General features: G+C 59.5%; 12 protein-coding genes. 4 read left to right on the forward strand and 8 right to left on the reverse strand.

Annotated elements, in window-relative coordinates; genetic code table 11:
* Nucleotide 1: 1 nt before the first annotated feature.
* The 7 genes from GF108_RS11715 to GF108_RS11745 all read right to left on the reverse strand — a co-directional run bounded on the left by GF108_RS11715 (nucleotide 2) and on the right by GF108_RS11745 (nucleotide 8,622).
* Complete coding sequence (locus tag GF108_RS11715; protein ID WP_246663916.1) at nucleotides 2–991, reverse strand: DUF4105 domain-containing protein; 990 nt, start codon at nucleotides 989–991, stop codon at nucleotides 2–4.
* A 130-nt stretch (nucleotides 992–1,121) separates the two neighbouring features.
* The gene (locus tag GF108_RS11720) at nucleotides 1,122–1,790 is read right to left on the reverse strand and encodes a hypothetical protein (protein WP_153668063.1); all 669 of its coding nucleotides are present in this window, start codon (nucleotides 1,788–1,790) and stop codon (nucleotides 1,122–1,124) included.
* Between the two features lie 189 nt (nucleotides 1,791–1,979).
* A complete protein-coding gene (gene ileS / locus GF108_RS11725; protein ID WP_153668064.1) occupies nucleotides 1,980–4,898 on the reverse strand; it encodes an isoleucine--tRNA ligase in 2,919 nt (972 codons plus the stop codon).
* Between the two features lie 272 nt (nucleotides 4,899–5,170).
* Complete coding sequence (locus GF108_RS11730) at nucleotides 5,171–6,010, reverse strand: MipA/OmpV family protein (RefSeq protein ID WP_113281844.1); 840 nt, start codon at nucleotides 6,008–6,010, stop codon at nucleotides 5,171–5,173.
* Nucleotides 6,011–6,120: 110 nt separating this feature from the next.
* Nucleotides 6,121–6,735 carry a glutathione S-transferase gene (locus tag GF108_RS11735; protein WP_153668065.1) on the reverse strand — a complete coding sequence of 205 codons (615 nt, stop codon included), beginning with the start codon at nucleotides 6,733–6,735 and terminating at the stop codon, nucleotides 6,121–6,123.
* A 48-nt stretch (nucleotides 6,736–6,783) separates the two neighbouring features.
* Nucleotides 6,784–7,764 (reverse strand): bifunctional riboflavin kinase/FAD synthetase, encoded by a 981-nt coding sequence (locus GF108_RS11740; RefSeq protein ID WP_153668066.1) that lies wholly within the window; start codon nucleotides 7,762–7,764, stop codon nucleotides 6,784–6,786.
* Nucleotides 7,765–7,773: 9 nt separating this feature from the next.
* Nucleotides 7,774–8,622 carry a TIGR01459 family HAD-type hydrolase gene (locus tag GF108_RS11745; RefSeq protein WP_153668272.1) on the reverse strand — a complete coding sequence of 283 codons (849 nt, stop codon included), beginning with the start codon at nucleotides 8,620–8,622 and terminating at the stop codon, nucleotides 7,774–7,776.
* Nucleotides 8,623–8,844: 222 nt separating this feature from the next.
* Between GF108_RS11745 and GF108_RS11750 the strand changes: the two genes are divergently transcribed.
* The 4 genes from GF108_RS11750 to groL all read left to right on the forward strand — a co-directional run bounded on the left by GF108_RS11750 (nucleotide 8,845) and on the right by groL (nucleotide 12,490).
* Entirely contained in the window at nucleotides 8,845–9,882 is a 1,038-nt protein-coding gene (locus tag GF108_RS11750; RefSeq protein ID WP_153668067.1) for a cation diffusion facilitator family transporter, read from the forward strand.
* Nucleotides 9,879–10,190 (forward strand): metalloregulator ArsR/SmtB family transcription factor, encoded by a 312-nt coding sequence (locus GF108_RS11755; RefSeq protein ID WP_153668068.1) that lies wholly within the window; start codon nucleotides 9,879–9,881, stop codon nucleotides 10,188–10,190. Before GF108_RS11750 ends, GF108_RS11755 begins: the two co-directional genes overlap by 4 nt.
* A gap of 296 nt (nucleotides 10,191–10,486) precedes the next feature.
* Nucleotides 10,487–10,783 (forward strand): co-chaperone GroES, encoded by a 297-nt coding sequence (gene groES, locus GF108_RS11760; RefSeq protein WP_027230208.1) that lies wholly within the window; start codon nucleotides 10,487–10,489, stop codon nucleotides 10,781–10,783.
* 63 nt (nucleotides 10,784–10,846) lie between these two features.
* On the forward strand, nucleotides 10,847–12,490 hold the full coding sequence (gene groL, locus GF108_RS11765; RefSeq protein ID WP_153668069.1) for a chaperonin GroEL: 1,644 nt from the start codon (nucleotides 10,847–10,849) through the stop codon (nucleotides 12,488–12,490).
* A gap of 199 nt (nucleotides 12,491–12,689) precedes the next feature.
* Here groL and GF108_RS11770 read toward each other — a convergent pair whose 3' ends face one another.
* Entirely contained in the window at nucleotides 12,690–13,097 is a 408-nt protein-coding gene (locus GF108_RS11770; protein WP_370462139.1) for a winged helix-turn-helix transcriptional regulator, read from the reverse strand.
* Nucleotides 13,098–13,120: the final 23 nt, after the last annotated feature.

Consider the following 13,120-nt stretch of genomic DNA (forward strand, 5'->3'; position numbering starts at 1 on the left):
CCTAGTTCGCGGGAAGCCTGATCCTTGCCGAAAAGTCCGGCGCGCTATCGGCGGCCATGGCGCGCTGATTGATCGACGCTTCACGGATGACTTGGTCCAACGGCTTGGAATGGTCGATCGCGCCAAGGTCATAAAGGTAACCCGGCAGATAACCGGAAAAGACAATGCGATAGTCGAGAGGAATTCCCGGCGCGATCGCCCGTGCCATGCTGAAGATCACCGTCGTGCAATTGGCGGTGATCGTATTGTAGAACTTCGCCGTCGTCGCCAGATGGTTGGCGCTGTCGAGGTAGGACAGGAACAGCGCCTGGCGCGTTTCCGGACTGAGGTTGACCTGGTAGCGGTAGACGTCTTCCTTGCGCACATTGGTGCGCAGGCGGATGATGTCACGCTCGTCCGCTGCAATCATCGCGAGCTCGAACTGCTTGAAGAAGCCGCCGATCTCCGAGAACTCCTCATGGCGCTCCTTGCGGATTTCGGCCGAGAACACCACGTGCTCGCCATTGTTGAAACCGAAGCTCACCCAAGTGTGGGCGATCGCCGGGTTCGACCAATAGGAAAGAAAAACGTCGACGGTCGCAAGATCGTCCAGTGCATAGGTGCGCACCTCCCAGCGCGGCGTGTAGTCGGTCGTGGTGCGCCATTCGAAGTTGCGCACATTTGAAAGCGTCACGTAATTGCCGGTGAGCGTGCCTGTCACCGTCTGGGCAACATCATCCGCCCAGATTCGGCTGAGCGACGGCTTGATCGTACCCCACCAGTAGCCGAGCCCGATCATGATCGGGATCAGGACGATGAGCGCGCGCCAGACACGGCCCTTGAATTCCAGCCAGAGCACGGCGAAGGCGATGGCCACCCACAGGATCAGGCAGCCGATGGTCGCTGCAATACCAAGGGGCAGCTGATACCAGAGGGCCAGCCCGCCCCAGAGAAATGCCAGAAATGTCAGAAGGATGAGAAGAACTAACCCAAGAAATCGCAGGATGAACAATTGTTACGGTCCTCGACTGGAGAGGCGATGGATCCCTTATAAACGAAAACGGCGGATCGAAGCATCCACCGTTTCAGCAAACTATTGCAGCAGTATGAACGTTTTCAGGCACAGGGCGCGTGCGAACGCATCAGTTCCAGGGGATGAGGTTGCTCCAGCTGAAGCCCTTGCTCTTGCGCGCCGCGGCCTTGCGCTCGCGCTCTTTCTTGGCCTCGTCTTCGCCGAGCTGATCGGCGGCAGCGGTTGCCGCGGGCTGACGATATTCCAGCGGCGGCTCGCTCAGATAGCGACGGTTCGTCGGCGATCCGGCGGTCGACGCCATCTTGCGGGCGCGGAAATCTGCGCCGACATCGGTCTTGTTGCCCTGGTTGGCCGGGACCTTGTCATTGAAGAAACCGTATTCGGTCCTGTTGCTCGCAGACTTGGACGTGACCCGATCGGGGGCGACTTCCGGCACGAACTCGGCGTTGTTCTGGTTGGCCGTCGCGGTGTCGCGGATACGCTTGCGGCGCTGCTCAGGCGATTCCGGCCAAGCCGGATTTCCGGCAGTCTCGACCGCATCCTGCGGTGCGGGCAATTGCATTGGCTTGCCGGTCGCCGGGCGAACGAGTTCCGGACGCGGATTATAGGCAATCTGGTTGCTCTTCTTGGGACCCAATGCGGCCATGTTGGCGACGTCATCAAGCAGCTGAGTGCCGGCGGACTTGTCCGTACCATAGGTGGGTGACGAGACGCAGCCGCCAAGCGCAAGCGCGCTGACCATTGCACCAAGAACCGTTATGCGTCCGTTCAAATTCATCCTTGCAACTTTCCAGAGATAAGCCGGGCAGCATATCTGCCAATCAATTTTGCTTGATCAATGCCCTGCCTTAGAAATCAGGCAGTTCAATGGCAGCCTTTTATATGAGACCGGTTGTATTTAGCAAGCCAACAGGAATCTCAAACAAATCAACAGCGGGGAGAACTTGTCTCCCCGCCATTCTATACATCAGGCAACGAGCTTTCCGAGCCGGGCCAATTCGTGCAGCGCCGCCGCGTCGCGGGCGGAAACGTCGGGATAGGCCGAATCGGCACCGACATCATGCGTATAACGCCACGACCGCGCGCATTTGGTGCCCGTCGCGCGCTCAGGGACAACCGCGACGCCCTTGACGTCATCCGTGACAAACGCATCGGCAGGTCCGGCTTCACCCTTGATCGTGATCGCGCTGGTGATGCAGATCTCGGCCATGTCGATATCCTTGACAGCCGCCAGCAGTTCCGCGTCGGCGATATAGACGACGGGAGCGGCTTCGAGCGACGAGCCGATCCGCTTGTCGGCGCGTTCGAGTTCGAGCGCACCCGTGACGACGCGGCGCACATCCTTGACCTTTCGCCATTTGGCGGCAAGCTCGTCATTTCTCCATTCGGCCGGCGTCGGGCGGAACTGTTCCAGATGCACCGAAACGGCATCCTTGTGCAGGTCGAGCCAGGCCTCCTCCATGGTGAAAGGCAGCATTGGCGCGAGCCAGGTGACGATGCGGTCGAAAAGGTGCCTCACGACCTGCAGCGCTGCCTTGCGGCGGACGCTCGAGGGCGCGTCGCAATAGAGCGCGTCCTTGCGGATATCGAAATAGAAGGCCGACAGTTCCACATTCATGAAATCGATCAGCGCGCGGGTGATGCGCTTGAACTCGAAACCGTCATAGCCGGCACGCACGACCTCATCGAGTTCGGCAAGACGGTGCAACATCAGCTTCTCGAGTTCCGGCATATCGGTGTAGGGAACCTCGTCGCCTTCATCATGAGCCAGGGTACCCAGCATCCAGCGGATCGTGTTGCGCAACTTGCGATAGGCATCGATGTTGGTCTGGATGATGTTCTTGCCGAGACGCTGATCTTCCCAGTAGTCGGTCGTCATGACCCAGAGGCGCAGGATGTCGGCGCCCGAATCCTTGATCACTTCCTGCGGCGTGACCGTATTGCCGAGGGACTTCGACATCTTGCGGCCTTCCTCGTCCATGGTGAAGCCATGGGTGACGAGCGTATTATAAGGCGCACGGCCGCGCGTGCCGCAGCTTTCGAGCAGCGATGAGTGGAACCAGCCGCGGTGCTGATCCGAACCTTCGAGATAGACGTCGGCAGGCCACTTCAAATCGGGGCGATCTTCAAGCGTGAAGACATGGGTGGAACCCGAGTCGAACCAGACATCGAGAATGTCGGTCACCTGCGTCCAAGGCTCGTTGGCCTTTTCGCCCAGGAACCGCTCGCGCGCGCCTTTGGCAAACCAGGCATCGGCGCCCTCTTCCTCGAACGCGGCAAGAATACGGGCATTGACCGCGTCGTCCTTGAGGACATTGCCATTATCGTCGGCAAAGACGCAGATCGGCACGCCCCAGGCGCGCTGGCGCGACAGGACCCAATCGGGACGATCCTCGATCATGGCGCGCAGGCGGTTCTGACCGCCTGCCGGAACGAAGCGCGTCTCGTCGATTGCCGCAAGCGCGCGCGAGCGCAAGGTCGTGTGGTCGCCGAGGTCCTTGTCCATGTAGACGAACCATTGCGGCGTGTTGCGGAAGATCACCGGCTTCTTCGAGCGCCAGGAGTGCGGATAGCTATGCTTGAGCCGACCCCGCGCGAACAGTGCGTTGCGCGCGATGAGTTCTTCAATAACTGCCTTGTTGGCGTCGCCCTTCTTGCCGTTGTCGTCGATGACGCGGGCAGCGCCGCCTTCGCGGTCCGGACCGAAACCCGGCGCGTCCTTGGTATAGTAGCCCGCGTCGTCGACGGTGAACGGGATCGCCGCCGAGATGCCACGCGCTTCGAGATTGCGACCGGCGTCCATCCAGGCATCAAAGTCCTCGCGGCCATGGCTCGGCGCCGTGTGCACGAAGCCTGTACCAGCATCATCGGTGACGTGGTCGCCCGGCAACAAGGGCACGGTGAAATCATAACCACCGCCAAAACCATGGAGCGGATGGGCAAGGGTCATCTCGGCAAGTTCATCCGCCGTAACCGTGCGCAGCCGCTTGAAGGTCAGTTTTGCTTTCGCGGCCGATTCTTCGGCGAGAGCATCGGCAAAGATCAGCTTTTCGCCGGGACGCGGGCCAAAATCATTTTCCGCCGTTTCGACCTCGAAAAGACCGTAGGCGACACGCGGCGAATAGGCGACGGCGCGGTTGCCGGGGATCGTCCAAGGCGTCGTCGTCCAGATGACGACATGCGCCGAAGCAAGGTCATCGCGACCGCCTGCGACCGGGAATTTCGCCCAGATCATATCGCTCTCGATATCCTGGTATTCGACCTCGGCCTCCGCCAGCGCGGTGCGCTCGACCACCGACCACATGACCGGCTTGGAACCACGGTAGAGCTGGCCCGACATGGCGAACTTCAACAACTCGCCGGCGATGCGACTTTCCGCATGGAAGGCCATCGTCGTATAGGGATGGTCGAAATCGCCTTCGATGCCGAGCCGCTTGAATTCGCCGGACTGAACCTTGATCCAGTGCGTTGCGAACTCGCGGCACTCCTGGCGGAATTCGTTGATCGGCACATCGTCCTTGTTCTTGCCCTTGGCGCGATACTGTTCCTCGATCTTCCATTCGATCGGCAGGCCGTGGCAGTCCCATCCTGGAACGTAGTTGGAATCGAAACCGCGCATCTGGAACGAGCGGGTGATGACATCCTTCAGGATCTTGTTGAGCGCGTGGCCGATATGGATATTGCCGTTGGCGTAGGGCGGGCCATCGTGCAGGACATAGCGCGGGCGATCCTTCGCGTCTTCGCGCAGCTTCCGGTAAAGATCGAGATCCTGCCAGCGCTTGACGAATTCCGGTTCCTTGGCGGGCAGGCCCGCGCGCATCGGGAAATCCGTTTGCGGCAGATAAAGTGTCTTCGAATAATCGAGTGTCGTGGCGGTGTCGGTCATTTTTCCAGCTTGTACAAGGGCCCGCGCGTGATCGCCGCAGGCAGGGATTTCATGAAAAACATTGAAGCGCAACGGCGCTATCCCGGACCTTCCGCACCACGAAGCTCACGCTTCAGGTCCGCGGGAAGGCCGGGCCAGTAATTCGTATCGTCTGAACAGGTATGGACCTTGCGCAGGACCGGCGATCGCTTTTCATGACCGCGCTTTTAGCAATCACCGCCCGCAGAATAAAGAGGCATGCGCGATTATCTTCGCGGATGCCTCGCGCAATGCTAAAGCTTGAAGTCGAAGCGATAGGTCGCCTGCAGGCCGAAGGTCGCCTGATTCTCCGAGCCGCGTTGCTTGACGATGCTGGAATCGGCCGCCGGGCCCATCAAGCGGTTATATTCGGCATAGGCACTGGTGGTGATCTTGTCGGTCGTCTGCCAGGTGATCTGGCCGCCGAAGCCGAGCGAATTCAAACCGCCGCCCGGTGAATACTGGCGAAGGCCGGATGCAGCGGATTCGCTGGCGTTTACGCCGTAATATTCCCTGAAATAGTCCTTGGTCGCCACCGTTGCACGGGGACCGGCTGAAACGCGGACCGTGTCGGTCAGGTTCTTGAAGGCGTCGATGGCGAAATCGGCCACGACACCGTCATGCGCGCCGATACCGCGACGGACCTCGACGCGGCCACGAACATTCTCGGTCGGATAGAATTCCGCGAAACCGCCGAGTTCGACGCCCCAGTCGACATCGTTGAGACCCTTGAGTTCATCATAGTCGCTGGAATCGCGACCGGTAATGAGCTTGCCGGTAATGCCGGCGCGGAACACACCCGTGTCGATAAAGCCAAGGGACGGGTTGTCGTTGAGCGAAGAAAACTTGAGCGAACTGCCGGGACGGCCTATCGAAATGACCGGCGCGGCACGGAGCTTGTAATTTTTCGCGCCTTCATAATCCGGAGCGACGAAACCCTTGGCACCGAGCGTGATGTACCAATCGCCGGACCACCAATGGTCGCCGCGCGAGCTCTGGGTCTGGTTGTCGGAATAATATTCATCGGCAAAAGCTGGTGCTGCAACGGAAAGGACTATCGCGCTCGCGAGGGCGCTAACAAGGCGAATAGACATGAAATAACTCCGGGGCCTGTCTGGGGGGTGGCAAGCGTACGCGTCAAAACTAATCGAGTGATAGATAAAATTGCATTGAGCAACGTGGTAAACAATTTACCACACTGGCGTCAACTGAATGGATAAGCAAGAAATGCCTCCGACGCCTCGGATTTCTCCGAGAGGGCAGCAAGTGCCGGATAGTCGCCGGCCGCGATCACGTCCGGCAGCATCTCACGGGTAAACCGATAGGCAACGGCGCTCGTAATATCCGCCTGGAGCGGCCGATCTGCGAAGATCCATGGGTCCGCCTGCTGCACTTCGGCTTCGAGCAAACGATACGCATCGGCAAGCTGGCCATGCACGCGATCAAGCCAGGGCTGATGCCGCTTTTCCGAAGGCCGCAGATCGTGCTCGTAGACGATCTGGACGCTCTTTTCGCAGGCGGCGAGCGCGAGGCCGATGATCCGCTGCGAGCGGGTAAAATGCGTGATTTCCGCAGGTGTCAGCCCCAGCGCGGGTTCTGCAATGCGCTCGGCATATTCGAGGATCAGGCACGAATCCATCAGGACGACGCCTTCTTCCGTTACGAGCGACGGTGCTTTCACGACCGGATTGATCTTCGAAAAGGCCTCGAAGGTTCGGAAAACCGACAGGGACTCATGGGAAAATGGCAGGTTCAGCATTCTCAGTGATATTGCGACCCGCCGCATATAGGGCGAATCCAGCATGCCGATCAGTCTCATTTCACCACTCCCGTTCTTGTGAAATCATGGGTAAAGCGCCCATCTTCCTCAGTCGAAATTGATCCTCTGGTCCAGCGGCGACAGCGGCTTGACACCTTGAAGCAGCGCCCGCGCCTCCTCTTCGTCGCGCCGGATCTGCTGCATCATCGGCTCGAGACCGTCAAATTTTTCCTCGCCGCGCAGATAGCCGAAGAAAGAGACGGCGCAGGTTTCGCCGTAAAGATCGTCGCTGAAATCGAACACATAGGTCTCAAGCAGCGGCTCGCCATCCGTATCGACGGTCGGCCTGCGGCCCAAGCTGGCGACGCCGTCAAGAAGTGTGCCGTCGGCGCGGCGGAAGCGCACCGCATAAATTCCGTGCTTCAAATGGGTCTCGGGCGGAAGCACCATGTTGGCGGTTGGAAAACCGATTGTGCGCCCAAGCTGCTTGCCGCCGACGACCGTGGCGCGAATGCGGTGCCGGTAGCCAAGGAGCCCGGCCGCCTCGACCACTTCACCTGCGCCAAACAGATCGCGAATACGACTTGAGGAGATCGCATGCCCCCCCTCGTCACGGAAGGCATCTACGAGCGTGACGTGGAAGCCACGTTCTTCGCCCGCTGCCATCAGGAATGCGGGGCCACCCTGACGGCCCTTGCCGAAATGAAAATCGAAGCCGGCGACGATACGGGTTGCGCCAAGGCCATCAACGAGAATTCGGTCCACAAAGACGTCCGCCGTCAATTGCGAGAATTCGCGGGTAAAATTGCATTCGACCACCGCATCGAATCCCAGCGCTTCGAGGATCGATGCCTTCTCGGCGGCGGGTGTCAGCCGGTCGACCGGCTGGTCCGGCACGAAAACGCTGCGCGGGTGCGGCTCGAAGGTCAATACCAGCGATGGCTTGCCCTCGGCGCGTGCGGTCTCCAGCGCCCGGCCCAGAACGGCCTGGTGCCCACGGTGCACGCCGTCGAAATTGCCGATGGCGACAATGGCGCCCTTTAGTTCATCGGGCAGATGGGACGGATCGTTCAGACGCAGGATCGGCATATCTTTGTCTCACGCCAGGGCGGGCATCGTCGCAACGGGATTGCTTCCGTGCTTTGCGAGGAACGCCAGAAGCTTCTCAAGGTCGTGGACACCGCCCATCACATAATCGCCGGCATGAATACCGCCGGAGATATAGAGGGCATCTATGCCGAAAAGATCGGCGCCCTTGATATCCGTCAGCATGCCGTCGCCGATGGCAAGAACCCGCGAAAGTTCAACAGGCGTGCCGCGCACATCTTCCGCCGCGGCAACCGCTGCTGCGTAGATCGGGCGATGCGGCTTTCCTGCGATGAGCGTGCGGCCGCCAAGCTGCCCGTAATCGCGGGCAAGCGCCCCGGCGCACCAGATGAGGCGATCGCCGCGCTCGACGACGATATCCGGATTGGCGCAGATAAACGGCAGGTTGCGCGAGCGGAAGCGCACCAGCATGTCGGCATAGTCTTCCGGCGTTTCCGTATCGTCATCGAAGAAACCAGTGCAGACGACGACGTCGGCTTCGCGCTCCTCGACCAGTTCCACATCGAGGCCGTCATAAAGGGTTTCGTCGCGCTCCGGCCCGAGATGAAATACGCGGCGCGGCGCGTTGCGGATCAACTCGCGGGTGACATCGCCCGATGTGACGATCCGGTCATAGGCCGATTCCGGCACGCCAAGCGTATGGATCTGCTCGGCAACACCGGCAAAGGGTCGCGGTGCATTGGTGATGAGAACCACCGTCAGGCCGGCCTGCCGGGCCCTTTGCAAGGCGGCCGAGGCGGGCGCAAAGGAATCGACGCCATTGTGCAGGACGCCCCAGACATCACACAGCAGCACGTCGTAGCGATCCATCAATGCGTCGAGACGCTGCAAATGTATCATGTCGGTCATGCCGGTCCCTTCAGGCAAAATACTATGCGACGAGAGTCTTGAGACTGTCTCGATTAGCGGATCGTGCCTGACCTGTCACGCCGGTTATGTTTGAAAAAACTCACGTTGTGTCGTTCGGGGTTTCGGCTGGGCACTATCTGCGATTGACACGACCATTGCCTTCGCCTATCAAACACATGAATACGTATTGATATGTTTGCTTAGGGTACAATGATGTCACACGATCACGCCGGCCACGATCACACGCCCAAAGTCACTGCGGACAATGAAATGAAGACGCTGATTGCATTCGCGATCACGTTCGCGTTCATGATCGTCGAGGTGATAGGCGGCTTCATGTCGGGCTCGCTCGCCTTGATTGCCGATGCCGGCCATATGCTGACCGATGCCGGCGCTCTGGCGCTTGCCTATTTTGCCTTCCGTTTCGGCCGGCGTGCTGCCGATGAGAAGCGCACTTTCGGCTATTTGCGCTTCGAGGTCATTGCCGGGTTGATCAACGCCGTTGCCTTGTTCGCCATTCTCTTCTGGATCGCGTATGAGGCCATCGATCGCTTCCGCAATCCCGGCGAAGTCCTGGCCGGCCCCATGCTGATTGTCGCCACCATCGGCCTCATCGTGAACATGCTCGTTTTCTGGATCCTGACACGCGGCGGCGATACCGAGCATGTCAACATCAAGGGCGCGGTGCTGCACGTACTGGGCGATCTCCTCGGTTCCGTCGGCACGATCGTCGCCGCCATCGTCATCTATTATACAGACTGGACGCCAATCGACCCGATCCTCTCCGTCTTCGTCTGCCTGCTGATCCTGCGCAGCGCCTGGGCGCTCCTGCGCAACTCGCTGCATATCCTGCTCGAAGGCGCGCCCGACAATGCCGCACCTGAAGCCATTGAGCAGTATCTGAAGCAGACGGTTCCGGGACTTGCCTCCGTCCGCCATGTCCACGTCTGGATGATCACCTCGGGCAAGCCGCTGGCAACGCTGCATGTGCGCCCCGCTCCGGATACCAATCCGCGGCTTCTGGTCAAACAGGTTGAAGCCGAACTCATGAAGAAGTTCGAGATATCGCACGCAACGATTGCCATCGACTGGCCGGAGGATACAGCGACGGACGATTGCTGCCTTGGCGACAATCTCCAGCAAGGGCACGAGCACGACCATTCCGGCCATGAACACGACGATGCGGATCATGATCACGGCGGTCATGATCATGCCGCTCACGAGCACGGACATGAGGGGCACAAACATTGAGCTCAGCCCCTCCTCTCCCCCCTGAACTCACGGTTCTCGCCGAAACCTTTCGCCTCCTCGGCGATCCGACGCGGCTGCGCATTCTTCTGTTCTGCCTCGAAGCGCCGCGCTCCGTCGGCGATATCGCCGCGAGCCTCGACCTGTCGCAATCGCTTGTCAGCCATCATCTGCGGCTCTTGCGCGGCGCCCGGCTTGTGCGCGGCAACCGGCAGGCAAAACAGATCTTCTACGAACTGGCCGACAAGCACGTCAGCGACATGCTTGTCGACATGACGCATCACGTGGGCGAAGAAAGCGCCGAGGATTGACGCGGTTTGGGCGCGTGTTTCCGCCCGATCCCGCGCACGCTGATTTGAAGCATTGTGTGAATCTGCCGTCACGTCATTCGCATTTCACATGAATATGCCATAAAGCGGTTTGTAGATGGGCCCGGCATCCAAGCATCGCCTCTCCAGGCCATTTTAAATGATGCTTTCCCTTGACTCTTCAAACCGATCCCACTATCTCCGGCCGCAGTTAGCACTCACCCCAAGCGAGTGCTAATACCGCGAATGGCGCTGCCATTCGCGTCATCGTTTTGACACCAACATCAAGGGTTCTAACCATGGCCAAGACCAAGTTCCGCCCGCTTCATGACCGCGTCGTCGTACGCCGCGTCGAATCCGAAGCAAAGACCGCTGGCGGCATCATCATTCCGGATACTGCCAAGGAAAAGCCGCAGGAAGGCGAAGTCATCGCCGTAGGCACCGGCGCTCGTGACGAAGCCGGCAAGCTCGTACCGCTCGATGTCAAGGCAGGCGATCTGATCCTGTTCGGCAAGTGGTCGGGTACGGAAGTCAAGATCGGCGGCGAAGACCTGCTGATCATGAAGGAATCCGACATTCTGGGCATTCTCGGCTAATCGCCGCGCATCCCGCAATCAACGAATTTAGATCAAACCGGGTTTAATCCCAGGAGAGATAAAATGGCAGCCAAAGAAGTAAAATTCAGCCGTGATGCGCGCGAGCGCATGCTGCGCGGCGTCAACATCCTTGCCGATGCAGTAAAGGTAACGCTCGGCCCGAAGGGTCGTAACGTTGTCATCGACAAGTCCTTCGGCGCTCCGCGCATCACCAAGGACGGCGTCACCGTTGCCAAGGAAATCGAACTCGAAGACAAGTTCGAAAACATGGGCGCGCAGATGGTTCGTGAAGTCGCTTCGAAGACGAACGACATTGCCGGCGACGGCACCACGACCGCTACCGTTCTCGCCCAGGCCATCGTTCAGGAAGGCGGCAAGGCCGTTGCAGCCGGTATGAACCCGATGGACCTGAAGCGCGGCATCGACCTTGCTGTTGCCGAAGTCGTCAGGGACCTCGTCAAGAAGGCCAAGAAGATCAAGACCTCGGAAGAAGTTGCCCAGGTCGGCACGATCTCTGCCAATGGCGAATCCGAGATCGGTGAAATGATCGCCAAGGCGATGCAGAAGGTCGGCAACGAAGGTGTCATCACCGTCGAGGAAGCCAAGACCGCCGAGACCGAACTCGAAGTCGTCGAAGGCATGCAGTTCGACCGCGGCTACCTTTCGCCGTACTTCGTCACCAACCCGGAAAAGATGGTTGCTGACCTCGAAGACGCATACATCCTTCTCCACGAGAAGAAGCTCTCGAACCTCCAGGCTCTCCTGCCGGTTCTCGAAGCTGTCGTCCAGACCTCGAAGCCCCTCGTCATCATCTCCGAAGACGTCGAAGGCGAAGCGCTTGCAACGCTGGTCGTCAACAAGCTGCGCGGCGGCCTGAAGATTGCTGCTGTCAAGGCTCCTGGCTTCGGCGATCGCCGCAAGGCCATGCTCGAAGACATCGCGATCCTCACCGGTGGTCAGGTCATTTCCGAAGACCTCGGCATCAAGCTCGAAAGCGTTACGCTCGACATGCTCGGCCGCGCCAAGAAGGTGTCGATCACCAAGGAAAACACCACGATCGTCGACGGCAATGGCAAGAAGGGCGAAATCAACGCTCGCGTCGGCCAGATCAAGCAGCAGATCGAAGAGACCACTTCCGACTATGACCGCGAGAAGCTGCAGGAACGCCTTGCCAAGCTCGCTGGCGGCGTTGCCGTCATCCGCGTCGGCGGTGCGACGGAAGTCGAAGTGAAGGAAAAGAAGGACCGCGTCGACGACGCCCTCAATGCAACCCGCGCGGCTGTTGAAGAAGGCATCGTTCCTGGCGGCGGCGTCGCCCTGCTTCGCGCTTCGGCTGCTCTTACGATCAAGGGCGCCAATGCCGATCAGGACGCTGGCATCAACATCGTTCGCCGTGCTCTGCAGGCTCCTGCCCGCCAGATCGCAACGAACGCAGGCGATGAAGCTTCGATCGTTGTCGGCAAGATCCTTGAGAACAAGAAGGACACCTACGGCTACAACGCGGCCAATGGCGAGTATGGCGATCTGATCACGCTCGGTATCGTCGATCCGGTCAAGGTCGTTCGTACGGCTCTCCAGGACGCAGCTTCGGTTGCCGGCCTTCTCGTCACCACCGAAGCCATGATTGCTGAAGCGCCGAAGAAAGACTCGGCTGCTCCGGCAATGCCGGGCGGCGGCATGGGCGGCATGGGCGGCATGGACTTCTAAGAAGTCCTCATCCAGCGACATACGGAAAAGGCGGGTTTCGACCCGCCTTTTTTGTTTTGATTTGCATGTTCTTCAATTTCCGCTCGCGCGGCTCGTCCATCCGCCGCCCTCGTGGCAGACCGCTTTCTACCCAAGTTTCAAGACGCCGATAGAATCCTTCTATCAAGGGAGTGCCGGCGCAATTCGCGTCGAACTTTCTTCACTCAGCCGCATGGGAGAAGATCTGCTTTTGCTCCGAACCTTCATGAACGGCGTCGAACCGCGCGCGTGCTTCGGCGACGCGCTGTTCGTTGCGGATCGCCCAGTCGCCAAGCGCGCGGACGGGCACCAGAAGGTCGCGGCCGAGATCGGTAAGTTCGTAGTCGACGCGTGGCGGGATCGTCGGGTAAACGGTACGGGTCACGAAACCATCGCGCTCGAGTCCGCGCAGCGTGCTCGTCAGCATCTTTTGCGAGATACCATTGATGGTCCGCTTTAACTCATTGAAGCGCATCGATTTATTGCCGAGATAATTGACGACGAGAACCGTCCATTTGTCGCCGACGCGCGCCAGAATGTGATTAACCGCAGTGCATGCCGAGGTTACCTGAAAGTGATCTGGTTTCACAAAAGTGCCTCCTTGCGGGGGTT

The organism is Phyllobacterium sp. SYP-B3895, from assembly GCF_009647635.1.
In the GTDB taxonomy this organism is placed as follows: domain Bacteria; phylum Pseudomonadota; class Alphaproteobacteria; order Rhizobiales; family Rhizobiaceae; genus Phyllobacterium; species Phyllobacterium pellucidum.

Excerpts from the sequence above, each read along its gene's own strand:
- GF108_RS11720 (WP_153668063.1), bottom strand. The coding sequence starts at position 1,790 with ATGAATTTGAACGGACGCATAACGGTTCTTGGTGCAATGGTCAGCGCG.
- ileS (WP_153668064.1), bottom strand. The coding sequence starts at position 4,898 with ATGACCGACACCGCCACGACACTCGATTATTCGAAGACACTTTATCTG.
- GF108_RS11730 (WP_113281844.1), bottom strand. The coding sequence starts at position 6,010 with ATGTCTATTCGCCTTGTTAGCGCCCTCGCGAGCGCGATAGTCCTTTCC.
- GF108_RS11735 (WP_153668065.1), bottom strand. The coding sequence starts at position 6,735 with ATGAGACTGATCGGCATGCTGGATTCGCCCTATATGCGGCGGGTCGCA.
- GF108_RS11740 (WP_153668066.1), bottom strand. The coding sequence starts at position 7,764 with ATGCCGATCCTGCGTCTGAACGATCCGTCCCATCTGCCCGATGAACTA.
- GF108_RS11745 (WP_153668272.1), bottom strand. The coding sequence starts at position 8,622 with ATGATACATTTGCAGCGTCTCGACGCATTGATGGATCGCTACGACGTG.
- GF108_RS11750 (WP_153668067.1), top strand. The coding sequence starts at position 8,845 with ATGTCACACGATCACGCCGGCCACGATCACACGCCCAAAGTCACTGCG.
- groES (WP_027230208.1), top strand. The coding sequence starts at position 10,487 with ATGGCCAAGACCAAGTTCCGCCCGCTTCATGACCGCGTCGTCGTACGC.
- groL (WP_153668069.1), top strand. The coding sequence starts at position 10,847 with ATGGCAGCCAAAGAAGTAAAATTCAGCCGTGATGCGCGCGAGCGCATG.